The 26,666-nt window shown below is 37.2% G+C and carries 18 protein-coding genes; 5 read left to right on the top strand and 13 right to left on the bottom strand.

What is annotated here, in order from left to right:
• Window positions 1–43: 43 nt before the first annotated feature.
• Window positions 44–1,675, top strand: a complete 1,632-nt coding sequence (gene groL / locus QNI22_RS04175) for a chaperonin GroEL (RefSeq protein WP_313984504.1) — start codon at window positions 44–46, stop codon at window positions 1,673–1,675.
• 118 nt (window positions 1,676–1,793) lie between these two features.
• Here the strand turns inward: groL and QNI22_RS04170 are convergent, their stop codons facing one another.
• The 11 genes from QNI22_RS04170 to QNI22_RS04120 form a co-directional block, all read right to left on the bottom strand.
• Window positions 1,794–2,810 (bottom strand): ADP-ribosylglycohydrolase family protein, encoded by a 1,017-nt coding sequence (locus QNI22_RS04170; protein ID WP_314509379.1) that lies wholly within the window; start codon window positions 2,808–2,810, stop codon window positions 1,794–1,796.
• A 72-nt stretch (window positions 2,811–2,882) separates the two neighbouring features.
• The gene (locus QNI22_RS04165) at window positions 2,883–4,406 is read right to left on the bottom strand and encodes a peptide MFS transporter (RefSeq protein ID WP_314509378.1); all 1,524 of its coding nucleotides are present in this window, start codon (window positions 4,404–4,406) and stop codon (window positions 2,883–2,885) included.
• A 522-nt stretch (window positions 4,407–4,928) separates the two neighbouring features.
• Window positions 4,929–5,411 carry a GNAT family N-acetyltransferase gene (locus tag QNI22_RS04160; RefSeq protein WP_314509377.1) on the bottom strand — a complete coding sequence of 161 codons (483 nt, stop codon included), beginning with the start codon at window positions 5,409–5,411 and terminating at the stop codon, window positions 4,929–4,931.
• Between the two features lie 110 nt (window positions 5,412–5,521).
• Window positions 5,522–6,595, bottom strand: a complete 1,074-nt coding sequence (locus QNI22_RS04155; protein WP_314509376.1) for a dipeptidase — start codon at window positions 6,593–6,595, stop codon at window positions 5,522–5,524.
• An 87-nt stretch (window positions 6,596–6,682) separates the two neighbouring features.
• On the bottom strand, window positions 6,683–7,798 hold the full coding sequence (locus QNI22_RS04150; RefSeq protein ID WP_314509375.1) for a D-TA family PLP-dependent enzyme: 1,116 nt from the start codon (window positions 7,796–7,798) through the stop codon (window positions 6,683–6,685).
• A gap of 3 nt (window positions 7,799–7,801) precedes the next feature.
• Window positions 7,802–8,287 (bottom strand): RidA family protein, encoded by a 486-nt coding sequence (locus QNI22_RS04145; protein WP_314509374.1) that lies wholly within the window; start codon window positions 8,285–8,287, stop codon window positions 7,802–7,804.
• Between the two features lie 116 nt (window positions 8,288–8,403).
• Window positions 8,404–9,717: a gluconate:H+ symporter gene (locus tag QNI22_RS04140; protein ID WP_314509373.1), complete on the bottom strand. Its 1,314-nt coding sequence runs from the start codon at window positions 9,715–9,717 to the stop codon at window positions 8,404–8,406.
• A 53-nt stretch (window positions 9,718–9,770) separates the two neighbouring features.
• Complete coding sequence (locus tag QNI22_RS04135; RefSeq protein ID WP_314509372.1) at window positions 9,771–11,417, bottom strand: alpha-L-fucosidase; 1,647 nt, start codon at window positions 11,415–11,417, stop codon at window positions 9,771–9,773.
• Between the two features lie 110 nt (window positions 11,418–11,527).
• Window positions 11,528–13,807 (bottom strand): glycoside hydrolase family 20 protein, encoded by a 2,280-nt coding sequence (locus QNI22_RS04130; protein ID WP_314509371.1) that lies wholly within the window; start codon window positions 13,805–13,807, stop codon window positions 11,528–11,530.
• Between the two features lie 56 nt (window positions 13,808–13,863).
• On the bottom strand, window positions 13,864–15,411 hold the full coding sequence (locus QNI22_RS04125) for a SusD/RagB family nutrient-binding outer membrane lipoprotein (protein WP_314509370.1): 1,548 nt from the start codon (window positions 15,409–15,411) through the stop codon (window positions 13,864–13,866).
• A 17-nt stretch (window positions 15,412–15,428) separates the two neighbouring features.
• A complete protein-coding gene (locus QNI22_RS04120) occupies window positions 15,429–18,566 on the bottom strand; it encodes a SusC/RagA family TonB-linked outer membrane protein (protein WP_314509369.1) in 3,138 nt (1,045 codons plus the stop codon).
• Between the two features lie 625 nt (window positions 18,567–19,191).
• Between QNI22_RS04120 and QNI22_RS04115 the strand changes: the two genes are divergently transcribed.
• Window positions 19,192–19,950, top strand: a complete 759-nt coding sequence (locus tag QNI22_RS04115) for a DeoR/GlpR family DNA-binding transcription regulator (RefSeq protein WP_314509368.1) — start codon at window positions 19,192–19,194, stop codon at window positions 19,948–19,950.
• Between the two features lie 34 nt (window positions 19,951–19,984).
• Here QNI22_RS04115 and QNI22_RS04110 read toward each other — a convergent pair whose 3' ends face one another.
• Window positions 19,985–20,995, bottom strand: a complete 1,011-nt coding sequence (locus QNI22_RS04110) for a methyltransferase (RefSeq protein ID WP_314509367.1) — start codon at window positions 20,993–20,995, stop codon at window positions 19,985–19,987.
• Window positions 20,996–21,583: 588 nt separating this feature from the next.
• On the opposite strand from QNI22_RS04110, the gene QNI22_RS04105 reads away from it, so the two are divergent.
• From QNI22_RS04105 to QNI22_RS04095, 3 genes are all read left to right on the top strand, one after another.
• The gene (locus QNI22_RS04105) at window positions 21,584–22,000 is read left to right on the top strand and encodes a hypothetical protein (protein ID WP_314509366.1); all 417 of its coding nucleotides are present in this window, start codon (window positions 21,584–21,586) and stop codon (window positions 21,998–22,000) included.
• Window positions 22,001–22,036: 36 nt separating this feature from the next.
• Complete coding sequence (locus QNI22_RS04100) at window positions 22,037–23,200, top strand: monodechloroaminopyrrolnitrin synthase PrnB family protein (protein ID WP_314509365.1); 1,164 nt, start codon at window positions 22,037–22,039, stop codon at window positions 23,198–23,200.
• A 270-nt stretch (window positions 23,201–23,470) separates the two neighbouring features.
• Entirely contained in the window at window positions 23,471–24,193 is a 723-nt protein-coding gene (locus QNI22_RS04095) for a DUF4197 domain-containing protein (RefSeq protein ID WP_314509364.1), read from the top strand.
• Window positions 24,194–24,271: 78 nt separating this feature from the next.
• Here the strand turns inward: QNI22_RS04095 and QNI22_RS04090 are convergent, their stop codons facing one another.
• On the bottom strand, window positions 24,272–26,653 hold the full coding sequence (locus QNI22_RS04090; RefSeq protein WP_314509363.1) for a hypothetical protein: 2,382 nt from the start codon (window positions 26,651–26,653) through the stop codon (window positions 24,272–24,274).
• Between the last annotated feature and the right edge of the window lie 13 nt (window positions 26,654–26,666).

Genomic DNA, 26,666 nt, shown 5'->3' with positions numbered 1-26,666 from the left:
ATCCATTCAATTCTTTCATTAACCTTAAACTATTAAGCGCACTATGGCTGCTAAACGTATATTTTTTAACACTGACGCAAGAGATCGTTTGAAAAAAGGGGTAGATACTCTGGCTGATGCAGTAAAAGTAACCCTGGGTCCAAAAGGACGTAATGTTATTATTGATAAAAAATTTGGTGCACCTTCTATCACTAAAGATGGTGTAAGTGTTGCAAAAGAAATCGAACTGAAAGATCCTATCGAAAATATGGGTGCACAGTTGGTTAAAGAAGTTGCTTCTAAAACTGCTGATTCAGCAGGTGACGGAACAACAACTGCCACTGTTCTTGCACAGGCAATTTTCAATGCTGGTATTAAAAACGTAGCAGCTGGTGCAAATCCAATGGATTTGAAGCGTGGTATTGACAAAGCAGTAGCTGCTGTTGTTGCTCAATTGAAAGAACAATCTAAGGCTATTAACGATAACAAAGAAATTGCTCAGGTAGCTACGATCTCTGCAAACAATGATGCCGAAATCGGTAACATGATTGCAGATGCGATGAATAAAGTAGGTAAAGACGGTGTAATCACTATTGAAGAAGCTCGCGGTACTGAAACCGAAGTAAAAACAGTAGAAGGTATGCAGTTTGACCGTGGTTATCTATCTCCATACTTTGTGACGAACACAGAGAAAATGGAAGTTGAACTGGAAAAGCCATTTATCCTGATCACTGAGAAGAAAATCTCTTCAATGAAAGAAATTCTTCCTGTTCTGGAAGGTGTTGCACAAAGTGGTCGTCCATTATTGATCATTGCTGAAGATGTTGACGGTGAAGCTCTTGCTACATTGGTAGTAAATAAAATTCGCGGAATCTTACGTATTGCAGCAGTAAAAGCTCCAGGATTCGGAGACCGTCGTAAAGCAATGCTGGAAGATATCGCAATCCTGACAAATGGTACAGTAATTTCTGAAGAGCGTGGATACAAACTGGAAAACGCTACTCTGGAATATCTGGGTCAGGCAGAAAAAATCGTTATTGACAAAGACAACACTACCATCGTTGGTGGAAAAGGTGAAAAAGAAGCGATTGAAGCACGGGTAAACCAAATCAAAGCTCAAATCGAAGTTACTACTTCTGATTACGACAAAGAAAAATTACAAGAGCGTTTAGCTAAACTTTCTGGTGGCGTAGCTATTCTGTACATTGGTGCTGCTACAGAAGTAGAGATGAAAGAGAAGAAAGATCGTGTAGATGATGCTCTTCACGCAACTCGTGCTGCTGTACAAGAAGGTATCGTTACAGGTGGTGGTGTAGCTTTAATCCGTGCAATTGCTGCTCTGGATAAAGTAAACACTATTAATGAAGATGAAATAACAGGTGTGAACATTGTTCGTCTGGCTCTTGAGTCTCCATTACGTACAATTGTTTTCAACGCTGGTGGTGAAGGTTCTGTTGTTGTTCAGAAAGTTCGCGAAGGACAAGCTGACTTCGGATACAATGCTCGTGAAGATAAATACGAAAATCTGATCGCTGCAGGTATCGTTGACCCAACTAAAGTTACTCGTCTGGCATTGGAAAACGCAGCTTCTATTGCAGCTCTATTGCTCACAACTGAGTGTGTAGTTGCAGAAGAACCTGAGAAAGAAAAAGCTGGAATGCCTCCAATGGATGGTGGCATGGGCGGCATGATGTAATCAACCAATCATGTTCTGCATATAACCCCTCCATATAAAATGGAGGGGTTTATTTTTATGATATTTTTGAATCTTGGGCTCCTATAGTAGCTGACTAGTAAGATTCCCGTTAATATTTCTACATTCCAAAACAAGTTTCCCAGTCAGCTGCCAGTGATTCTATCATAGCTTTTCCCTCCACATTGGCGATCATAAATTCAGGTAAAGTGCTCAGTCCATATTTGCCAGCCAGAATACCAGTACAAACAGAAGCTACCGAATCGACATCTCCACCGAGGTTAATTGCAAGCTTTAACCCATCAAAAGTATTTTGGGCATATTTTAGTATATACAAAATACAACCTGCCGTTAACATTGCATCTGAAGGAACACCTTTGATACCTGGAAGAAACCGAGGTGGCTGAATAGGTTGAGGACCACAAAGAATTTGATATTGTTCTTCCAATAATTGCTCAGGACCTGGTAGATTATTGAGATCTTGTAATAAGAAATCTGTTTCTCTATCTAACCCTTTGACATGTTCCCAGCAATAGAGTATTAATTCTGCAGAGGTACCTTGCTTTACAAGAAGATAATATGTAGCACGAGCTATCAAAATACTTGCAACTCTAGCTTTGGAATGAGGATGAGTGGCATTTGCATTGATGATAGCAAACGAGTTAATTTTATTTTCTGGTACTAATCCCAATGGAATAGCACGCATAACAGGTGCATTACCCGGGTAGTTTGTATTTCGTTGAAAATCTCTCACTTCACGTATTGTTTTCTCTCCACTGTATACCCATCGCATAGAACCATGACCATTACGTCCATATCCTTTTTGCTTTACACCTTTCAAATATTCATTTGTCCAATAAGTTATCAACAAATCCTGAGTAAACTCTTTATGAGACAGCAGAGCATGAATTACTCCTAATGTCATTTCTGTATCATCTGTATAATCCCACGCTGTGTAATTTCGGGTAAAAATATCAGGTTCGTTAGCAGTCGCAGGTATACGATAACGGGCATTCACAAATCTGGAGAAATCAACATTATTTCTGATCCAATCCCTGTCCATAAATTCAATACCCGCACCAAACGCATCGCCAATGGCAACACCCAATAAAATATCTTGAAAATTAATATGCTTCATATACGATATATTCAAAAATAAAGACCTTCACTTAGTAGTGAAGGTCTCATATATAAAACAAAATGAAAATCTTTACTCAACCCCTCCCATCCATTTTTTGATTTGTTTAGAAAAGAGCAGTATAATTAATCCAAAACCAGCAGTAAAATAGACAATATACATAAAATTAGTTGGCATATTTGCTACGTTTTTCTCATCAAATACGCCTGCAGCCAATCCAGCAATCAATGTTCCTAAAGATGTCGCCACAAACCAAATACCCATTAATTGACTAACATACCTTTGAGGAGCAAGTTTGGTAAAGAAACTTAATCCAACAGGACTTACACATAACTCACCTAATACTGAGAATAAATAAGCTACAATCAAATATAAAGCAGAAGCTTTTGCACCTGTAATAACAATTTGAGAAGCAAAAACCATGAACAGGAATCCCACACCTAAAACAACCAGCCCAACTCCAAATTTAACAGGAGCGGAGGGATTCATATTTCTTTTGTTTAGAAACAACCAAACTGCAGCAAAAATAGGAGCAAACATGATAACATAGATTGATTGAAGTCCCTGTAACCAACTTGCAGGCATCTCCCATCCTACTATATCTCTATCTGTATAACGTTGTGAAAATGTATTCAAAGTAGAGCCACCTTGTTCATAACCAGCCCAAAAGATTGCTGCGGAAAGAAACAAAATAAACATCACAAACAATCTCTTTTTCTCAATACCTGTTAATCCCCCTGCAACAAAGATAAAGATGAAATAAAATAAAGCAATTGAAACGATAATTATACCCATTGATTGTGCCAGACCTGTAGCTGTAAATATGTTGATATAACCAGCCCACTGAAGAATAGCTAAAAACAACACAGAAACAATAGCCATTACAATAGTTATTAAGGAGTTAGATGACTTTTTCTCTATTTGTATTTCTTCACTCTTCACCTGTTTTTTTAATAAGCCGTACTCCTTCAGATATTGTTCGCTGAAAATTCTGAAAATGATTATACCAAGAAGCATACCCACTGCAGCAGCCCCAAAACCATAATGCCATCCTATTTTTTCACCAAGATAGCCTACGGTTAGCATACCAATTGCTCCACCTAGATTAATCCCCATATAAAATATAGAAAAACCCGCATCACGACGAGCTCCACCTTCTGGATACAATTCGCCAACTACAGAACTAATATTAGGTTTCAATAAACCAGTTCCAATGGCCACAGTAGCTAAGCCCAAAAAGAAAATACCATCACTACCCGGAATTGCAAGGATAATATGTCCAATCATTATAATAATCCCCCCATACCAGATAGATTTTTTCTGACCCAGGAAATTATCGGCAATCCATCCTCCAGGTAAGGACAAAAAGTATACAGCAGATGTATATATACCATAAATAGCACCAGCTTCAGCATCAGCCAACCCCATTCCTCCTTTTGCAGGACCTGCCACCATAAATAAAATTAAAATCGCCCGCATACCATAATAACTGAAACGCTCCCACATTTCAGTAAAGAACAATACATAGAGCCCGGATGGATGTGTAAATTTTTCTTTTCCGGTGGCGGTTGCTACTCCCGATGAGGATAATGCCATAAATTGATTTGTTTGGTTAAAAGATGAAGTATGTTTTGCACTCGAAGATAAACAAAAACAATTCCAAAATTAGTGAAAAAAGATAGACACTATCTCTTTTACAATAAATACAATCGAAAATTTGACAAATGTCATAATAAGATTTTGTCTTACTGCAGAATACCAAAGGAAAATCCATATACTTAACATTCTCATTTTTAAGAAATTGGTCTTTTAAAGTACTTGATCAAATCTATTGTGGAGCATTAGAACAGTTCGAATAATTTTCTAACCTGGAGATTTTTTCAACTGGAATTATAAATCAATAAAAATCTGGCTGACCAGGTACGTTTATCATGTTCGAGAGACAACAGAATCTAATTCGCAGAAATATGAAAGCAAAAGGAGATATGCAGAAGATTCATTATAAACTCATAACTAGTTTCAGACAAGTTCTGAGTTTTACTTTCACAAAATCAAAAAACTTATTTAACAGGTAATTTTACTCATAACAAAACACTCATTACTAATCACTTAGCCACACTAACTTAAAGTTTTTTCATACAATATATATTCACTTTCCTGAACCCATTTTTTGCGTACATACTGAAAACCATATTTTGCATAGTAGTTAACTAAAAACGGATTATTAGCTAAGCAATCCAATCGAAATAAAGATTTATTATCGGATTGGGCTTTAGCTGTAACCCAATCCAATATCTGTGTTCCTATACTCTGACCTTGAGCTGTTCTTGCAACTGCTAGTGTATGTAAATATAAAGCAGAAGCATCGTCTTCTCCCCAGAAAGCAGGGTCACTGGTAAGTAAACGAAATGTAGCTACGATTGTAGTGCCTTGTGTTACTATATAAAAATGTTGATTCAAAATCTCTGTCTGAATCCAGTAATCGGAAAATGCATTATTCCATTGAGACAATCCTCTGGCATACAGCCATTTTTGCACTTCCAATAAAAGATTCTTTACAATCGATGTTTGTTCCAGGATAGCTAAATCAAAAGTAAGCACGATATAAAAAGTATAAATAGTATGAAACCTCTGTAAATATAAGAGTGTATTTCATGCATAGTCAATTTTACCATTCTGAATTTAATAAGAATCCAGAATGGTAAACCAACTCATTTTGACCATACTCTCCTTAGAAAACGTAACCAATTTCCGTGCATCACATTCTGAATATCCGTATCAGTATAACCTCTTTTTAACAATAAATCAGGTATCTTTTGGAGATCTGCAATAGTTTCCAGATCATAGGGACATTGCTCCTTTCCAAATGCACCATCTAAATCAGAACCAATACCAATATGTAATGCATTTCCTGCCAACTGACAAATATGATCCAGATGGTCAATCATCACTTCCAGATTACAATTTGTACTTTCAGGAGTAGATTTTCCTCTCACCCATCCAGGTACCATCATCCATGCATCTAAAGCACCGCCAATTACAGCCTCTCTGCGAATCAACTCCTTAATCTGTTCGTCACTGAATTGTCGGTTATGGTTTACCAACGCCCTGCAGTTATTGTGACTGGCCCAAATAGCTCCATGAAAATGATCCATAGCTTCCCAGAAACTGTCATCACATAAATGTGTTGCATCCAGGATGATATTGAGTCGTTCCATTTCTTTGAGCAGTTCACGCCCCTTGGTACCAAGCCCTCCTGTTGCATCCGTTCCTTGTGCATATCGTCCTGGTCCATAATGGGCGGGGCCGATGGCTCGAAGTCCATAATTATAAGCTCTTTCCACATGCTGAACCGTTACAAGGGAATCAGCACCTTCCAGGCTCAGAATATACCCAATAGGCTTTTTTTCAGTGCTTCCTTCTCCATTCCAAACTTTCAAATGTGCTTCCAGTGATTCCAGATTATGTATCTGTACCATTTGTCCCTCCTCTTCCATAGCCTTATACCAGGCAACCTGAGCCTGGGTCTGAGCCCAGGCTTGTTCTGGAGAATTCCAACCTGGAAGGGGATTGTCAGGGGCAACATATCGGGCAATCTGGGTTGCTACAACTAATCCTACATTTCCTTCCCGTAATTGAGGTAACGATACAGTTGCCTTAGCCCGATCCGGCTTGTCAGACATACCAATTTCTCGCTTCCGGATCGTATCAACTGTCTGGCGGATATCTCTATTCCATTCCATGGCATTCATACTCAAATCCAGGTGTGCATCTATTGTAAACATAGTATTTCTCAATCTTAAAATTTTGATACAATTTAAAAAGGCTAAAAGAGAGACCTTTTAGCCTTTGATATTCGTAAAAAAGAAACCTTAATAATGAATACTTCGATCACGGGCTATTGTTTTCCAGGTATCAGTCTGTATTCCATTTTCGATTGTATATGCTTTTTCATATAAAGCACATGTTGGACACACATGATAAGGTAGTCCATACAGGACATCACCTACCTGATAAAAATGTCCTTCACCAGCTTCAAGTACTAAATGTTCTTCACTTTGCCCAACAGGTTTTAGATCAGGAGCATTAAGAAAATATACTCTTCGGTTAAGTTCATTTTCAGCTGCAATAGATTTATGTCCCAAATCCACACAAATATGAGAAGGACTTGGTAAAGACACTACTCGTGTCACAACTAAGGTAGCTGTGAGAAAAGGTTGTTCAGGAAACGAGCTCTGATATCCTTTATCCCAATACACAAACGTACCAGGACTACACTCGACCCGTTCATTTACAGCATGAACCGGAAATGTCGGACTTCCACCTGCAACGATCACAGGTTTTTCATACCCTTTCATTTCAAGCTGATCACATATATTCAAAACAGGTTGCAATGCCTCAGCACATAATTGTTTTCTTACCTCAAGATCTGTTTCACGAATATGTCCATCATATGCATGAAATCCCAGTGGTCTAGTACCTGAAAAACCTGCTAAATTCTCAAATAGGTTGAATGCTTCCTGATCAGGTAAAATACCTGTCCGATTCATTCCAACATTGACATCAATAAACACAGATACCTGGATTTCTGAAATATCCGCCAGATTTGAAATCATCCGGGCTGACTCAGTATTATCTACCAGACAACTAAAGTGAATAGTGGGATATTGTTGAATCAGAGGGATTAGCCGATGCATTTTAGGCTCTGTCGGTTGATAAGCCAACAATATATCTTTTGCCCCAGCTATAGCCAGCATCTCAGCTTCAGCAATTGTAGCACATTTGAACTTATGTATACCTGCTTCCAGAAGCAATTGTGTTACTTCTATGGATTTATGCGTTTTTACATGCGGTCTCAGACGATTTGTATCTGAAACAAAATCTTTAAGTACAGCAATATTATGCTTTACACGATCAGGATATACCACCAATGCAGGTGAATCCAGCTTGTCAATATCCTTGATTACATACCATGGTTCATTGCTCATGTCTTAAGCCAGTTCGAATAACGCTTCAATCTCTACTGGAATATTATCAGGCAAGGTACCCATACCTACTGCACTACGTACACCTATGCCATTTTCTTCTCCCCATATTTTAGCGAATAACTCACTACAACCGTTGATTACATACGGGTGGCGTTCGAAATCAGAAGTACAGTTTACCATACCTAAAATTTTAATTACCCGTTTTACCTTATCCAGGCTACCTACATGTGTTGTAATGGTGGAAAGAATAGTCAATCCAACTTGTCGGGCAGCTAATTTACCTTGCTCAATATCCATATCTTGGCCTATACGACCGATAATCAGGCTTTTATCATCCTGCACAGGTCCATGTCCGGACACATACAGATATTTTCCATCAATAAGATAAGGTTTGTAAACTCCTAACGGTAGTGGTGCCGGAGGAAGAGATAGTCCAAGCTTAGCAAAGGCTTGGGAAGGTGTCATTTCTGTTATTAAATCTGTCTGCATAGGAATAAAAAATATAAATAATAGAATAAAATGTATAAGTCGGCAAAGCAAAGGAAAAAATTTTACTCAATCCTTACTGGAATCAATATTTTTTAACTATTCGTTTTAATTATCAGTTAGAGAAAACTATCCAATAGAAGCACACCAAATAACCCAGAAAACGAAACAATTGTTTCCATCAGCGACCAGGAGCGAAGTGTATCTTTTAAAGAAAGATTGAAGTACTCTTTAAACATCCAGAAACCAGGATCATTCACATGAGAAAACATCAGACTACCAGCACCAATAGATAACACCATAAGGTTTGGATTAACATGTTGCTGCACAATCAAAGGAGCAACCATACTGGCAGTTGTAAGTCCGGCAATTGTGGCAGAACCTATGCATACCCGAATAATAGCAGCAATGAGCCATGCCAGTACCAGAGAAGGCAGAGACAAATATTGTAAACTATCGGCAATCTCTTTACTCACACCACTTTCTGTCAGAATCTGCTTCAATGCTCCTGCTCCAGCAATAATCAGTATAATCATTGCAACATCTTTAACAGCACCTTCATAGATCTGCATTACCTGAGAGATAGACCTTCCCTGCCCTACACCAAGACTAAATGTAGCAACAAACACAGATATCAGCATTACACTGATAGGCTCACCGATAAAAGTTGTTATTTGTACAGGTATCCCATTAGGATCTAATCTAAAAGAAAGAGTTATAGTTAGAACGAGTAAAAAGACAGGAAGTAAAGAAGTTAAAAAGCTATTTGCCTTTCCAGGTAACGATCTTTCGTTTTTCTCTTCTTTCACAAAAGCCTTCAAAGGTTCATTTTGAATAGATTTCAACGTCTTTGAAAAAATCGGCCCGGCTACTATAATAGTAGGAACAGCAATTACCAATCCATAAATCAAGGTTAAGCCCATATTGGCATTAAACTGATTCACCAGTGCAGCCGGAGAAGGATGCGGAGGCAAAAAACCATGTGCAACAGATAAAGATGCCAGCATGGGTAATCCTATATATACAGCAGGTATTTTGTACCGATAGACCACTGAAAAGATTAACGGGATCATTAATACAAAACCCACACTATAAAACAAAGGTATCCCAATAATGAAACCTGTGCAGACAAGTCCCCACTGAATATTCTTTGGACCAAACAACTGCATCATGACAGAAGCAATTTGCTGGGCGGCTCCACTTTCAGCTACTAACTTTCCCAACATAGCTCCCAATACAATAATACCAACCAATGATCCCAGAGTATCCCCCATCCCTTTTTGAATGGCACCCACTATTCCCGTTAGTGGCAACTTTAGCAGGAACCCTGCAATAACAGATACAATCAAAAAAGAGATAAAAGCATTTAATTTAGCCCAGCTGATCAATATAATCAGGAGGGCAATACAAAATACAACGCTAAGTACAGCCATTACAATTCAGGTACAGGTGATTTGTTCTAATAAGTCAGGTAATGCGGAAAGACTCATTCCAGTTTTAACTTACTAATCTTTAAAACATTACCTTCTATCTTTAAACCATCCTGATACAATATTGCCCTGTATTCTATCTCATCATAGGAAACGATGTTGCTTTTTACAATTTCCAGACTATGCATTCCTTTTTTAGTAACTGGAAATACATCTGTTGATGTCCATTTTTCATTAAACTCTTCGTTCAGTGTACTTTGTACAGGCCTGTATTCAAATCCAAGCTGAAATTGTTTGCCATTTCCTAAAGCTGTCAGGTTAGCAGTTAACTTTAAATTACCATTTGTCTGTTTTTCAGCCTTTACTGTACCAAAATGTGCTGTTTCTAAAGCAGGTTCAACATTTTTTAATTTAACTACAATCGGATTGGGCCACTTATGGTTATTATAAATGCGTTGAGCACGCACTACAGATATTTTTAATCCTTCCGAAGTTTGCTCAAAAGTTGCTTTTCCATTATTCGAAGGTTGGTATTCTACTACATTACCTGTCTGCCCTAAAACACTAATCTCCGTTTTTGCAGTTGCCTTCACAGATTTTAATACAAAGCTTCTTCGTTCGCCACGTGGCCATTCTGGCATATTCCTTATGTAAGCATACACTGTATTTTCATCTTTCTTTTTGGTAAACCAGATATCACCTTCATTTTTTACAATCCATGGACGAACATTATGTATTGCTTCCTGATTAATAAAATGCCAGGCTCCAATTTCCATTAGACGTCCTTCTTGTCCTTCATTTACATTACCCCACTGAGTAGGTCCTACATTCAACAGGTAAGATCCTCCTTTTGCACGAGACTCGATAAGAATGTCAATAAGTTCCGTTCCTGACTTATAGTGTTCATTTGTTGGTTTGTATCCCCAATCTGTACCCATCGTCATACAACTTTCCCAGGCAGTGGTTAATGTCTCTCCAGGTAGCTGCTGCTCAGGTGTGGGTAAGACCCCTCTGGTAACTAAACAATTCGGTTGATATTTCCATATAGCTTGTTTTACTTCTTCCCGTAAAACGTCACTATCTATAAAAAACAAGTCAACCTGTCCATATTGAGTCATTAATTCTTTGCATTGTTCCAATACAAATGCTTTGTATTTCTCCTGAAATGGTTTTGCTTTTTCCCAATGATCATCACGGGTTATATCCTTCATTCCATTACGATAAGCAAATACAAAATCCTCTGGCGAATAGTAAAATCCAACAGCTACTCCCCATTTGTGACAGGCTTCAACATACTGTTTGACAATGTCTTTCTGATAAGGAGTATGCATTATGTTGAAGTCTGTAGTTTTGGTATCCCACATACAAAAGCCAGCATGATGTTTGGTTGTAAACATGATATACTTCATCCCTGCGTTTTTGGCCATTATTACCATGCGTTCAGCATTCCAATCTGTGGGATTAAAAGTTTGTGGTAATTCGTGAATATATCTTTCTATATAATCTTCTGATGCGCCTACCAGAGAATGACTGATTACCAAGCCCAACTGTACATCCATATTCCAGTGAATAAACATACCAAACCCTGCATCTTTTAACCACTCCTCTCTTTCTGGTTTATTAAGATTGGCTCCTGTTATCTGAGCGTTGGTAATACCACAGAAAACAAAAAGCAAAATCCCAAAAAGTCCGAAAAATCTCATAAAATACTAAAATAGGTAATAAGTGAATTGAATAATTGTAGAAACTGATCAGTGATTCAGCATCTAGTTAACATAAGTTAAAATATAAATACATTCTAAATAGTTTAGGATTAATTGACTTCAAACTCATCCACTAGCAACCAGGGCCTTCCCCCTGCACCATATTCTCCAGCAGGAATACTAGCCGGGTTAATAGCTTTGATTCTAATATATCTTGCTTTAAGAGGTTGTTGTAGACTTGCATGAACTGAATTGATTCCGTTGATAGGAAAGTTAGTATGAGTATATACCTCTTTAAAAGATTGTCCATTCTCAGAAACAGAAAAAACAAGTTGAATAGGTGCCCACATTCGTTGCCAATGATATACCAATACATTAATCCTTAAGTCAGAAACAGTTTGTATGGTTTGCAAATCAACCTGGACCTCTACGTTTGTATCCTGAAAGCCTACCCACTCCCCTGTATTGTATCGGGTTGTACCCACTATCCCGTTCACAGTTGTCAGGTTATTAACAGGCTTGTAATTTCCTTTGGGCGTGGGTGTAAATGATACAGGTTTTCCAATGGATTTACTGATATGAAAGTCTTTTTCAAATACCCTTCCCTTTTGTTTTCCTTCAAAAAACACAGCAGCTCTGACTGTTCTAGATTTTACAATTTCGATTGGAGCTTTATATAGTAAACTTGAAATACTTGGATTTGAGCCATCGAGAGTATAGTAAATTTCTGATTTTGGTGAAGAAGTAGACAAGTGAAGTATGGGAAGTTGATCGGTTTTTATTGTAACAGAATCTGTAATTTCATCGAACACATCCGCACAATTTATACCTTTGGTTTTCATAATTTCCTGGTGCATTCTAACTCTTCGCAAAAAGTCTGAGTAGTTCTTTTTTTCCGATTTACTCCAGGCAAGTTCAGCAATAGCCAATGCTCTGGGCAACATCATATATTCAACTTTCTGAGAAGTAGGCATATATTCTGTCCAGATATTCCCCTGAATACCTATCAAATATTTTGTATCTTCTGGACTGAAATCAGCAGGAATTGGTTCATAGGCATACACTTTAGATAAAGGGGTATAACCCGCTGCAGCTAAAGGTTCCTGAGGATATAAGGATTGATAGTAATCCAGATACACATGACTCTCTGGCGTCATAATGGCATTATGCTTTTGTCGGATTGCATCTATCCCTCCTTCTATTCCTCTCCAGCTCATTACCGTTGCATCAGGAGGTAAACCACCTTCTAATATCTCGTCCCAACCTATAATCTTTCGCCCCTTACTATATATATAATCTCCAATTCGTTTGATAAAGTAACTTTGCAACTCATCTTCATCCTTTAGATGCTCTATCTGGATTCGTTTCTGACATTTTGGACATGATTTCCATTTTGTCTTAACACATTCATCTCCCCCTACATGAATGTAAGTAGTGGGAAACAAAGAAATAACCTCATCCAGTACATTTTGCAGAAAAATAAAAGTACTATCATTTCCTGCACAATATACTTCATCAAAAATCCCCCAAAAAGTTGCAGCGGAATAAGGACCACCTGTACAACCATACTGTGGATAGGCAGACAAGGCAGCCATGGCATGCCCAGGCATTTCTATTTCAGGAATTATGGTAATACTTCGTTGTGTTGCATACTCTATTACTTCTTTGATTTCATTCTGGGTATAATACCCTCCATATTTTTTCCCATCAAAATGATGGGGAAGTTCTTTTTTGTGTCCGATAAGTGTTTCGTTTCGGTATGCTGCAATTTGCTGCAACAAAGGATATTTTTTGATTTCAATACGCCAGCCCTGATCATCAGTCAAATGCCAGTGAAAAGTATTGAATTTATAATAAGCCAGTATATCTATGTATTTTTTAATAAAACTGACAGGAAAAAAATTGCGACTCACATCCAGATGCATACCCCGATAACTAAATCGCGGATGATCTTTGATAAAGCAAGCAGGAATAATCAGTGACCGGGAGAATAATTGAAGAAGGGACTGAAAACCATAGAACAATCCAGCTTTATCATGCCCGACAAGGACTACAGTACTGGAAGTAATAGCTAAAGAATATCCTTCAGGTTCTGTAATTTGTTGAGGATTGATTGAGAACTTTATATAATCTGCCCTACCTTTTTTATGAATAGGCAAGGCAGATTTTGTTAGTATAGTTAATGATTGCTGGAAGAAGGAATAAACCGAGTCCTCAACAGATGTATCGAAGAGAATAATGGTTTTGGCTGTAACTTGAAAAGTTCCGATATGTTGTTGATACAAAACCGGAATTGGGATAATAGGAGGCTCAGCCAGCAAAGCCGACTGAGCCAACAGTTGATTTAAACACCCTAATAATATGCTTACTGTTAAGAAAAGAAATCGCATATTAATCCTTATTAAATTATTTACTCTTTTAATTTATTCAGTGTACGTCGCAGGTGTTATTGTTTATCCCACCAAATTTTAGTCATCAGATCATCAGCACCCTGATTGGCTACTGCATCATTGTAAGAAGCTCGATTTAACGTTTGTTCGCTAACCGGGTAGAGGAATCTACGAAATATCTGACCACCAGTTGCATTGCCAGGATATACATTCGGAACCAAAGCTGGATAGCCTGTTCTACGATAGTTATTATACACTTCCTGCGCATCAGGGAAAAGTCCCAGCCAGAATTGATTATATATTTGTTCTTTTTGCTCTTCTACAGAAGCACTACTATGTAGCGTATGTGCTGTTACATAACTATTGATTCTACCTTGATCAATAACATCGGCAATACCACTGATAAGGTCCCACTGCTTCATGGCAGCACGAATTCCTGCTTCATATAAATCAGAGGCAGTTTCCGTTGTATACCAATTTCTCAAAGCTGCCTCAGCTAGTAAAAAGTCAGACTCTGCCACAGTGAATAGCAACAAAGGTGCATCCACACGTAATACAGTAGTCTGTTTTGGCTCTGAATAAGTGACAAAATCAGCTGGTTTAGTACCATTAATGGTTGCAGGCATTCCTTTCTGGATGCTCTCATCAGAACTAGCCACTCCGTTTACATATACTACAGCAAGAACACCTAATCTAGGATCGTTATTCGCTTTTAGAGAATCAATAAATACTTTCTGGTATTTACCCCCTTCTGTATTGTCAACCCCATTCGCTCTGATATAATTATCATTAAGCAGTTGCCACGCAATAGGGTTTTTATTGATATTCTGGCCAGAAGCTGTATAGCTCATCTTAGCAATATCCGCATAGTCTCTGATTACACCTCCTGCAATTGCTTTAGTAACCCAACTTTGTGCTGTTGCTTCTTCCACTTTGGTAAGGCGCATACCCAATCTAAGCATTAAGGAATAGGCAAACTTCTTCCACTTTCCAACATTTCCTCCATAAATAAGATCGGAAGAACCATATGTCAAAGTTTGTGCTGGGTCCAGAGCAGCAGCAGCTTCATCAAGTTCCTTCAACATATCCGCATAAATAGCACTTTGAGCATCATACTTTGGCTGATAGTTTTTAAGATTATATCCCTGAGCAGCTTCACTATAAGGAATATCCCCATACAAATCTGTCAGCCGACTGAAGCAATAGACTCGCCATATACGAGCCATTGCATACATGTTGATTTTAGCAGGATCAACTTTTACAGCTTTAATAACCTCTTCTATTTCGTTAATCTGAGTAGGATATGAATTGTTAAAGACTGCTCCAGTAGCATTTACTTGAGAAGCCACATATTTTGATCCAAAGCCCTCTACATCATTATAACTAGTAGTATACTGCATCAAACCAAATAACAAACTTCCCTTATTTCCACTATTAGCCGCTCCATCATATAATGCTTTACTAAACATAAGTGATGGAGTAAGGACAGGTACTGTATTTGGATTAGTATTAATGGCTTCAAAGTTATTATCACAGGATGGTAGGAAAACCAACCCAGACGTTACCAGTAAAATAGAACTATATTTTAAAATTAACTTTCTCATCGTTAACATGTTTTTTGTTAAAATTTCAGACTCAGATTCAAACCATATGAACGGGTACGTGGTAAACCAATCGACTCAATTCCTTGTGCAGCTCCATTAGTCAAGCTTTGTTCCGGATCAAAATTATCAGTCTGTTTATAAAGGATAAGAAGGTTACGGCCTACCAGTGAAATACTAGCTCCTTGAACTCCAAAGCGTTTGAATAACTCTGTAGGTAGGTTATAAGTAAGAATCACCTGGCGTAACTTTACGAAACTAGCATCATGTACAAATAACTCTGTGTATCTGTTCATGTTGTTATAGTATGCACTACGTAAGTTTGCCACTGGCACTGTATACGAATATTCAGCTCCATCTTTGGTTACACCATTTAATTCTAAGCCATTCTCACGTCCAGGTAGTGTAGATTTTAGTAAGCCTAAGCGAGTAGCATATACTTCCATTACAGAAAAAATACTTCCACCAAATTTACCATCTACCAATACATTCAATGAGAAATTTTTATACTTAAAATCATTGGTTAATCCCATTGTATAAGGTGGTACTCCCTGGCCCAGAAACTGATTATTATCAGTTTGCATAGGTAGATTTGAGTTAGTATCGTAAATGATATTCCCAGATGCATCTTTAAGCATCCGATACCCATAAATTGAACCAAAAGGCTTACCAACCTGGTTGTTAATGAAAGCATTTCCATTGGCTGAAGTACCAATATTTGCAGTAGTAATGCCATCAGCTAATTTCAAAACTTCGCTTTTATTATAGGCAAAATTGAAGCTCGCATTCCACCTGAATGCATCAGTCTTTATAGGTGTACCATCAATCATTAACTCAATACCTTTGTTACTTAACTTACCTGCGTTAAGAATAGCTACATTATAACCAGAACCATAAGAGATAGGCACACTAACAATATCGTCAGTAGTCCTACGGTCATATAATGTAATATCAAAGTTTAAACGATTCTGGAAAAGTTGAGTATTCAAACCTACTTCAAAAGTTGTACTTGTATAAGGTTTAAGAATATCGTTGGGTACAGCATAGGCACCAGAAATAGCAGAATACACATTTTGCAGTGGTACAGAACTAGCACTCGGTACATTTCCGTAGGCCAGATTAATTGCATACGGATCAGGACCTCCACCACCAACTTGTGCCCAGGATGCACGCAATTTCAACATATCAACAACAGACGGCATTTTAACTACATCTGACAATACAAAGCTTGTTCCTATACTAGGATAAAAGACACTGTTGTTTGCCGGACTAAGTGTAGAAAACCAATCCTGACGGCCAGTTGCTGTCAAGAATACTATGCTCTTATAATCAAGGTCTAAAGATCCAAATACAGAATTGGTTCTCATATTTCCAGCATAGGGTACAGCAGAAGAAGTTCCTAAGTTAGCATAGCTATAGAAATAAGGTATGATAAACCGTTCACCTGTGTAGTTATAATCATCAGATTTCCTCACCAGAATGTTACCACCTACCAGAGCAGAAATACCGAACTTCTCGTTAAGTGTCGTACGATAATTTGCCGTTAACAGGCTATTGGTTTCAGACACAGTAGATTTAATACCATCATATTGACCATTTGGCACATACTGTGTTCCTGTAGGAATAATACTAGTAAAACTATAGTTATAAAAATCTCGTGTAATGTTTCCTTTTACAGTCAAATTCTTTAGAAGATCATAGGAAATTGAAGCCTGGCCTATAAATCTGTTTTTCGTATCTGTCTCTTTGAATTTATTGATAAAGAAATATCCATTTGTTACAATACCCGCATCGTTCCACAAAATTTCATTTCCATTTGCATCATGACCAGGTTTTAACCAACGAACATCCACTGTATTAGCCACTTCATAAGGCATCCAGTTTGGATTACCCAACGCATCACCTGCAATAGGTCGGTTAGTACCTTTTTCCAGATTATATTGTGCAACAGCTTCAAATCGCAATTTGCTACTCAGCTTGCCAGATAAACTCGCGTTAGCCGTTTTGCGGTTATACGTATTAGTTGGCAATACACTTTTTGCATTCAAATCAGCTAATGAAAGTCTATAGACAACAGATTCATTACCACCAGATAAGGCAATTGTATTTGTAAATGTGGTACCAGTCTGATAAAAATTCTTCAGATTATCCTTTTGCGCTACATAAGGATGTGTCTTTCCATCAGCAGCTACATAGTTTGTAGAACCATCTATTTTTGCTCCAAATGAACGACGGCCAGTTGCCTGAGCTTGTGCTAGTGTAGTAGGCATAACCCCTCCATCTCCCTGACCATATTCATACTGAAAATCAGGAAATACTGATACATTTTCCATCGTATAGGTACCATTGTATTCAACGCCTATCCCTTTCTGAGCACGACCTTTTTTAGTTGTAATCAGGATTACCCCATTGGCACCTCTTGAACCATATAGCGCAGCAGCAGCTCCACCTTTTAATACAGAAATTGACTCTATATCATCTGGATTAATAGCAGCAATCCCATCTCCACGATCTACCCCATTTCGTGTACCTAATCCGTTAGGCGTTGAACTTCCACCAGGAACGCTATTGTCCATTGGCATACCATTGATAACATAGAGAGGCTGGCTGTTACCAGTCAGTGATCCATTTCCCCTAATCACAACACGGCTCGAACCACCAGGTCCTGTTGACAAGCCAGTTGCATTTACACCTGCAATTTTTCCAGTTAGTGCATTGGCAACGTTATTTTCCCTAGCTTGTGTAAACTCGCTTCCTTTAGCTTCTGATACAGAATAAACTACTGCTTTTTTGTCTTTTTCAATACCCAATGCAGTAACTACTACTTCACCCAGAGACTGAATATCTGGAGCCAAAGAAATATTTACTGTTGCTCTCCCTCCTATTGCAACCTCTTCTGTAACATATCCAATAAATGAAAATACCAGTGTCGCATTTGGATCATTTACTTTAATGCTATAATGTCCATTGGCATCTGTAGTAGTACCATTAGTTGTACCTTTAACAGAAACAGTTACTCCAGGCAATGCTGTGTTATCCGTTACATTCGTTACATCACCTGTAATGGTTTGTTGTGCAAACACAGGTAATGTCAATAAAAAGAAGATGGTCAGAAGCCACATCCAACGAATCGGCTTTCTGTGTAGACTTTTAGTCATAGGCACTAAATAGGGATAGTTAAGGGTTTCCAAATATAATATTGCAAAAAAAGCAACATTATTCTGCAATTTTTGCAACAATATCGGAGTAATAAATTATAAAACAAATTTTATTGCTATTTTTTTACTAAATATCCAGATCTTGTTTTTAAAATCGACATTTTAGTAAAATTTTATATATGCATTTTTTAAAATTGCCACTTAATACAAATACAACAAGATTTTAAAAATGAAAAGAAGAATAGACTTACAATCAAAAAATGTAGTAAAAGGACACAAATTCTAGCTATTACACTTAAAAGGCAGAGATATCCCTTTAGCTAAAAGGTTCTCACAAGTATTAGTTAGCATACAAAAATCTCAAACTGTTTCTAGCTAGCTGATTAAAATGCAACATACAAGTGAAATTGCTCAATAATTCGAAAAAATATTGCAAAATTTGCAAATAAATCAACCAAAAATGATTGCATATATTTCTTTCTATACATATATTGGATAGTTAACAGATTGTATACTTTCGTTTACTATATTAACAAGTTCTTAGAACAGGCTTTCCTTAAAGGCTCTCTAACAACCTATTATCTTCATTTCCAAACATTTAACTCTGTAAGCTTACTTACCATTCATGTCAGTCATTTTTCTCAAAGGAGAGCGTAAAGATCAGATTATACAGCAAGTGAACATTCACACCCGAATGTCGCTGTCAGAACTATCCCAGGTGTTGAATGTTTCAGAAGACACAATTCGGCGAGATATCAATGATCTGGCAGAAGAGGGTAAACTCATAAAGATTCGTGGAGGTGCTATGTCCAAAGCCTATCATCATACATCGCAATTACAGGAAACCTATGCGCATAACAGCAAAAAGATCATAGCAGAAAAAATGCTACCATTAATAGAAGATGGTATGCTGGTCCTTATTGGTGGAGGTACTACAATTCGGGAACTGGTCAAGATCATTCCTTCTGATTTGAAAGCGACTTTCGTCACGCTCAATCCTTTGACAGCTGTTGAGCTTTTAGACAAGCCTAATTTGGAAATCATTCTAATCGGTGGTCAGATATCCCGCTATAGCCAAATGAGTGTTGGTGGAGAGGTATATCAACGCCTTTCCGAATTACATGTAGATCTATGCATTATGGGAACCAATGCTATTGACGCCCGAGAAGGACTAACAGATTCTGATTGGGAAACAATTCAGGCAAAAAAAGCAATGATAAAAGCTGCTGACAAAATAGCAGTACTGGCAATTTCAGAAAAGATGAATAGTGTTATGCGGATGAAAATAGCGGATCTATCCGAAATAGATTATTTCATTACTGAATTACCACCCGACTCACCTCTATTGGTTCCATACAGTTATAGTGGTATTCAGATATTATAGTACAAAAGCCAACCAAATGGTTGGCTTTATATTTTTATTTATAGGCAATTGCTGCACTTGTTGGCCCAGCCAGAGGAAAAATTTCTGTCCTTGTAAAACCAACTTCTCTCACCCACCCTTCCAAGTCTGACATTGTATAATTAAATCCCCCATCTGATTCAATAAGCATATTCAGCGACATCAATAAGGCAAATGTATTGTGACGTCTTTCTTCATCAATAATTAGTTCTATAATACATAATGCACCACCTACAGGTAGAGCCTCATACGATTTTTTAATCAATAACTTTTTCTTTTCCAGATCAAAGCTATGCAAAATATTACCCATCGTAATCATATCTGCTTTGGGTAGCTCATCAGTAAAGAAGTTACCACTTTGGATTGTAACTTGTCCTTCAAGGTTAAAATTCTGTACTGTTTCCTTAGCCAGAAACTCAACGGCAGGCATATCATAACTAATACAATGCATGTGTGGATGTTTTCCTGCAACCAATGCAGACAATGTGGCACCAGATCCACCTAAATCCAATAAACTATTGTAACTGGAAAAGTCGAATTTGTCTACAAAAGCACTGAAACCGCCCAATTGAATACTTGTCATTGCTTCTGTAAACTCTCGTACTGAATGCTGATAAATAGCTGTAAATGACTCAAGTCCGGTTTGTTTGATCTCATTCTGAGGCAATCCTGTTGTTAGTCCTTCCTCTAAATCTGCCCAGAATCTGTATTCCCGATCATTAGCCATCTCAAAAAAACCGCCAATATAGGCTGGCCGATTTTTATCAAGAAAAAAAGCTGTTTCTGGTGTATTCTTATACATAGCGGAAGCCCCTACACCTTCTCTTTCTAAAAAACCTAAAGAATACAATGCGTCTAGAAAATCTAATGCGGCATTTCCTTTAATCCCTGTAGATTCTTTGATCTTATCTACAGAATATGCATGGTCACCCAAATGGGTAAATAATTCTAGTTTAATAGCAGCTAGTAGAGTTTTTGAAGCCCAGAAACCTAGCCCAACCTGCATGATTTTTGATGGATCCATCATTTGAAATACTCCTAGAATTTAAAATTTAAAGAATACTATTTATGTCCAATTAACGTCTATGCAACACGAAATAACTTGCTACCCAATAGGAATGAAAACCCTATTCCCTTTAAGAAGTTGTCTAAACTATTTTATATAAGATGCAAAAGCATCTTCTGTGCCACCTCTGTATCTATTTTTTGTCCCATGATCTCCGACTATACCCCTTACAATAATCTTGGCTGGCTCTAAAACCCGGTTTCTTTCCTGTCTTAAAATAGTTTTGGCAACCCTTACCTCATACAAAAAAACATCTTTTATTACACATAAAATATCAATCTGGTATTTCACATAAAAACACAAAATAACCACGCCATTAAACTTTCAGCTGTAATAGACATCAGTGAATGTATTATAGATAAAACCCTCTTAACTAATATTTTAGCTCATTTATCCCATTATTCCAAAGAAAATTACTCTTCGTAAAAAACATTCACAATTTCCAAACAATAGAACCAACATCAATTAACAAAAAAATATATATTTTTACTAAAAACGTTAATTACATATATTTTACTCCTTTACATTTATATAAACAAAACAAGAGTCATGGATTTTAAAACAAAACAAACTCAGTCAATTCTCAATGAGAAATATATTAAGTTGACCTATGATCCAACAGATAAAGTAGTCATTGCCAAATGGATGGGCTTCTTAAAGTTTGAGGATTTGAAAAGAGGATGTGAAGTGATGAATGAAAAAATAAAACAGGAAAATCTAACTCGACATATCAGTGATCAGTCTGAGCTGAAAGTATTGGCAAAAGAACTTCAGGAGTATATAGGTGGGGTATGGTTTGATGAAGTTGAGAAATTGGGATTACGAAAAATAGCTATTTTGGTAGCAGAAGATGTATTTGCTCAGGCAACTGTAAATAAGGTAAATACACAGGCTCAATTCCGTCAGTTACAGATACAGACATTTGGCTCTTTGGAAAAATGTTATCAATGGCTGACAGAAAAATAATATACATAAAACCATATTAATCCCAAACCATCCTTTATGCATTCTGCGCCTTTTTCGGTTGAGGTTTCAGTCACGTCTTTATCTCAGGAAAATGAATATATCTCAAATCTCGATCCTCTAAAAGCAGATCAACTCATCCATAAACTTCCTTTTCTTAATCAAAAAAAGGATACTATTGAACTTGTATTATTGCTGGTAGATATTATGCCATCAATGAATGAGATTCATACATTTGATAAATATCAGGCTAATGCAGCTATTCGGGATATAGGTTTTTTACTGGGTTCTTTAAAAAGGCATCAGGTAGAACCGGTCAATATCATACCAGAACTGGAAGATAAAATGAATCTTATGGGAGAGAAATCAGGTTTACCTCCTCGTGATACATTATTGCACTATACAGTTTGGAACCCAACAGATTTCCGCAGACGTACTTATACAGGAACTCAGGATGAACAATTTTTGATAGAGAGTGTAGTAGTAGCGATGGAGCCATTGGTTCGTTGCATTATTCTTCTGCGAAATCTCCACCTTACATCACTTAGTTCACCAGAGTTCAAAATAATATGTCAGGAAATAGTTGCCTTATTTGAAAACGTGATTGAAGGCATTGTAATAGCTCGACGAAAAGTATCACCCTCCTACTTTGCCAATGAACTCCGGTTTTATTTCGATCCTATTATATTAAATAATCGTGAATATTTAGGGCCTGGAGCAGTAGAAATGCCTATGTTTGTCTTTGATCATCTCCTATGGAGTAGTGATTGTCAGGATGAAGAGTACCGCATTTTTAAAGAAACCTATTTGCCTTATATTCACCCTGAAATGCGGAACATATATCTCGAATTTGAGAATAAATCAAGTATGGTAAGTAAAGTCTGTCGTTTGGCAGATGGTCAGGTAGAATTTAATAGTATAATTTTAGACTCGCTTAAAAGTCTCAGTTCCTGTTGCAGATTGCTGAAAAGTTTTCGTATGCCTCATAAAAAAATAGCAGAGGAAGCCTATGCACATACGAAGAAGCAAGATCTAACCTTTACCACGAATGAAAATACCCATCGTAATCATGGTAGTGGTGGTTACTCTACAGATATACTTACTCATATTCTAAATCTAACCAATCAAAAAATTGATATGCTTGAAATTTGTATTTCTAACTTTCAAGCACCTGAATCTGGAAGAAATATTTCAAGAAACTGAGTATTCAAGTATAAGATAATAAAAGAGCCAGTGGACTATTGTGTATATACACTGGTTCTTTTTTTCTCCCTATTTCCACCTGAAGTCTATAAAATGAACTGGATTTCTTACATTTTACTCCTACAAAAGGTCTAAAATTTCTACTAAAAAAATATTTTGGTCGTTTTAAAAGAAATATCTTCATTTCCAGATACCTCAAACTACTTATCGCTGAAAGTATTATTTCAATTTTACCGCGTTTTCACCGTTTCTTTAATTTTTATACTCACCATGCAAAGAAAGATTGCAATCACATTACTCACTACTTTGACTTTCACAGGTGCATTTGCACAGTTGAGCTTGGATAAACTGAAAGAAAAAGTTACATCTGTCACCAGTAGTACTACATCGTTATCTGAGAGTGATATAGCAAAAGGTCTGAAAGAAGCTTTGTCTGTAGGTACAAAAAATGCATCTACCCAGTTAAATAAAGCAGATGGTTTCTACAAAAATCCAGTTGTAAAAATCCCATTTCCTGAAGATGTGCAAAAGGTATCTACCAAACTCAGAGAAATTGGCTTAGGAAAAAAAGTTGATCAATTTGAATTAACATTAAACCGGGCAGCTGAAGGAGCTGCAAAAGAAGCAGCCCCCATCTTTCTGAATGCAATCACGTCAATGACAATTACAGATGCTAAGAACATTCTAACAGGAAGCAATGATGCAGCAACCAGCTATTTAAAGACCAAAACATCTGATAAGCTGGCAAGTGCATTCTCACCTCATATAAAGAAAGCACTGGATTCTACTACCGCTACTCGTCTGTGGACTGAAATCACTACTACATATAATAAATTGCCAATGGTCAAGAAAGTAAATACAGATCTGACAAAATATACAACAGATAAAGCACTTAAAGGGATGTTCACTATTGTTGCTGATGAAGAATTAAAAATTCGTAAAGATCCGGCAGCACGTGTTTCTGATATTTTGAAAAAAGTTTTTGGAAGTTAATCGACCTCTATCAATAAAAAAGGCTCTTAGAGTAATACTAAGAGCCTTTTTTATATTCTGATGTCATAGGTGCTATTCTCATAATGCACCTTTAACATCAAAAGCTGTGTAAGTATATCCTGTTTTCCCATCCGACGTAATGCCTTGAATTACTACCACATATTTCCCTTGCTGATCAGAGGAGTAAACATCAAGTTTTTTCTTTCCATCTGATTCTGTATGCACTTCCGGATTCCAATATAAAAGATTACGAAAATCCGGCAACCGACTTTCTTTCATTGCTGGGGTATCATATTTTGGAGTGTAAAATTCTCTTTTATTCTGCATACCCTCATATGTTTGTACCAATGCATGAGGATCTAACTCAAACCCAGCCAGATCTCCTTTGTAAGTTGAATAACTAACAAGCCCCTTAAACATAAGGTGTCCAAGAAAATAACGTCCATCTATTACTTCTAGCTTTTTAATCTTCAATGGATCAAATGCCATAATTTTATCTGTATCAAATACAGGGATACCATCCAGTAAGATCAAAGGATCTTCATCGAAAGGGGCAGTATTTCGTATTTTGTCAAATACATAAAAATGAAATTTACCTTTATGCTTTCGTACCATCACACCTGGTACGTACTCCCGCATCACCTCTTCAACTGTAGGAAATCGAGTATACGCATCCAGAAAGTATTTTTCATGAGGCTTACCATAAAATCCTAAACTATCTATTATGGATGAAGAGACAGATTTTCTGGGGAAAAATACGCTATTGGTCTGCATATTGATGCTATGGGTCAATAACTGATTTTGCCAGCTCTTATCCAGAGTCAGAAAGGATAAAGAACGAGAAGAGATTTTTTCAGAAAATGGACTATTTATCTCAAACCGATAAATACTGTCCCTACGGGTATCTGTTTGTACAATGATATCCTTAGCTCCTGAGAAATTTTTTACTTCAAAACGAATACGCCCCAAAGAATCACTTTTTGCAACGAATAACTGCACATATCGATCTGGAGCAGATAAAAACACATTCATATTTTTTGCAGGTAACCCAGTCTTTGTCTGAAATACCTTTCCTGTAATAAAATGTCCTCCATACTCAGGCACAAAGGTATAATCTTGTTTTGGGTCTTTCCAGACTTCATCCCATTTAAAACGACTCCATCCATGTGTCAACATTAAATTATCCATAGCCTGGTCTACTTCTAACCCTTCATTTTCAAAGTAATATTGGGGAGTCTCTATTGTTCCTTTCAAATCAGAGGACAACCATATATAACTTGTAATGTCCAGATGGTCAATTGTCTGAAGTGAGTCTAACATATACACTGACACCGAAAGATCTGTTTTCAAGTCTGATTGGGTAGATATGGTTAGATCAATCTTCTCTCGTGTAGTATACTGTTTTTTATCAAGGCTTGCTTCAATAGCCAGTTTTTGTATTGGCCGCTTGAAATAGATGCGCTCTGCTACAGGTCTTTTTTCTTCATCAAAAATAGTTATGTGTGAAATCCCATCTCCTAAAGCTGTTTTGTCAACATAAAAAGTTACCTTCCCTGATGTGAGTAATTGAGAATCCACATACTTTGTAGCCTGCCGAGTATGTATAAGGATATAGAGTTTCTGTGATGATACACCTGCAGTTGAAACCGAAACCTGAAGTTGTTTATCTCCGGACTCTGATACACGTAATACATAGCCATTAGGTTTAGCAACAGGAAAGGGATAAGATTGAACTTCACCTATCTGGTCTTTTATTATCCCACGATATGTATTGCCAGGTGCCGGTGTAAAAACAAAGTTTCCTATACCAAACTTTAATGGAGAGAAACGTACTACCGTATCATTCTTCTGATTTAAGATAGCGCCAATGCAATCAATGCCCTTTCCATCCGCACTATTTACTTTGAAAGCAACTTTACTTTCCACATTTTCCACCAATGCTCCCCCCTCTGGAAAAAACTGTACATCATAACCGGTATCCTTCTTGTCTTTTGAGAGAACAGGCAAATATCCAAATGGATTAATAATTGTTAATTGCTTTTCGAAATAATAATCTGCACTGAAATTTTTCATCCAGTTGGTATAAGCTCTCAACATATAATAACCTGAATTCAGCGATGCAGGCAATACAACTGCTCCATTGCCTTTAGCATCAGCAAGTGAAAGCTTGGTTTGTACAACTGCGTTATTCTCTCTATCCAGTAACTCTACATATGCTACTTTGCTCAAATCCAGAGGTTGATGTGAAGCACCATCTATTGCATAAACTTTAAACCAGATCGTTTCTCCTACCAGATAAAACGGACGATCTGTATGTACAAATAATTTTTCTTGTAAAGTCTGCGAACTATATTGTGTAAACTGAGTTTGAATAACTTTCTCGGTTTGCCCTACCCCCAGTGCTGGAATAAAAGTCAAAACAACATAGATAAGCTTTTTGAATCTTGTAAATGGCGTCATTTGTATTTATTTA

Source organism: Xanthocytophaga agilis (genome assembly GCF_030068605.1).
GTDB lineage: Bacteria > Bacteroidota > Bacteroidia > Cytophagales > 172606-1 > Xanthocytophaga > Xanthocytophaga agilis.
This window is presented reverse-complemented; position numbering and strand designations above follow the sequence as displayed.

Bases quoted from the DNA above. Each gene is read 5' to 3' on its own strand.
- QNI22_RS04105 (WP_314509366.1), top strand. From the start codon at position 21,584: ATGGATTTTAAAACAAAACAAACTCAGTCAATTCTCAATGAGAAATAT.
- QNI22_RS04125 (WP_314509370.1), bottom strand. From the start codon at position 15,411: ATGAGAAAGTTAATTTTAAAATATAGTTCTATTTTACTGGTAACGTCT.
- groL (WP_313984504.1), top strand. From the start codon at position 44: ATGGCTGCTAAACGTATATTTTTTAACACTGACGCAAGAGATCGTTTG.
- QNI22_RS04110 (WP_314509367.1), bottom strand. From the start codon at position 20,995: ATGATGGATCCATCAAAAATCATGCAGGTTGGGCTAGGTTTCTGGGCT.
- QNI22_RS04100 (WP_314509365.1), top strand. From the start codon at position 22,037: ATGCATTCTGCGCCTTTTTCGGTTGAGGTTTCAGTCACGTCTTTATCT.
- QNI22_RS04170 (WP_314509379.1), bottom strand. From the start codon at position 2,810: ATGAAGCATATTAATTTTCAAGATATTTTATTGGGTGTTGCCATTGGC.
- QNI22_RS04135 (WP_314509372.1), bottom strand. From the start codon at position 11,417: ATGAGATTTTTCGGACTTTTTGGGATTTTGCTTTTTGTTTTCTGTGGT.
- QNI22_RS04145 (WP_314509374.1), bottom strand. From the start codon at position 8,287: ATGCAGACAGATTTAATAACAGAAATGACACCTTCCCAAGCCTTTGCT.
- QNI22_RS04165 (WP_314509378.1), bottom strand. From the start codon at position 4,406: ATGGCATTATCCTCATCGGGAGTAGCAACCGCCACCGGAAAAGAAAAA.
- QNI22_RS04150 (WP_314509375.1), bottom strand. From the start codon at position 7,798: ATGAGCAATGAACCATGGTATGTAATCAAGGATATTGACAAGCTGGAT.
- QNI22_RS04140 (WP_314509373.1), bottom strand. From the start codon at position 9,717: ATGGCTGTACTTAGCGTTGTATTTTGTATTGCCCTCCTGATTATATTG.
- QNI22_RS04095 (WP_314509364.1), top strand. From the start codon at position 23,471: ATGCAAAGAAAGATTGCAATCACATTACTCACTACTTTGACTTTCACA.
- QNI22_RS04115 (WP_314509368.1), top strand. From the start codon at position 19,192: ATGTCAGTCATTTTTCTCAAAGGAGAGCGTAAAGATCAGATTATACAG.
- QNI22_RS04155 (WP_314509376.1), bottom strand. From the start codon at position 6,595: ATGTTTACAATAGATGCACACCTGGATTTGAGTATGAATGCCATGGAA.
- QNI22_RS04120 (WP_314509369.1), bottom strand. From the start codon at position 18,566: ATGACTAAAAGTCTACACAGAAAGCCGATTCGTTGGATGTGGCTTCTG.
- QNI22_RS04090 (WP_314509363.1), bottom strand. From the start codon at position 26,653: ATGACGCCATTTACAAGATTCAAAAAGCTTATCTATGTTGTTTTGACT.
- QNI22_RS04130 (WP_314509371.1), bottom strand. From the start codon at position 13,807: ATGCGATTTCTTTTCTTAACAGTAAGCATATTATTAGGGTGTTTAAAT.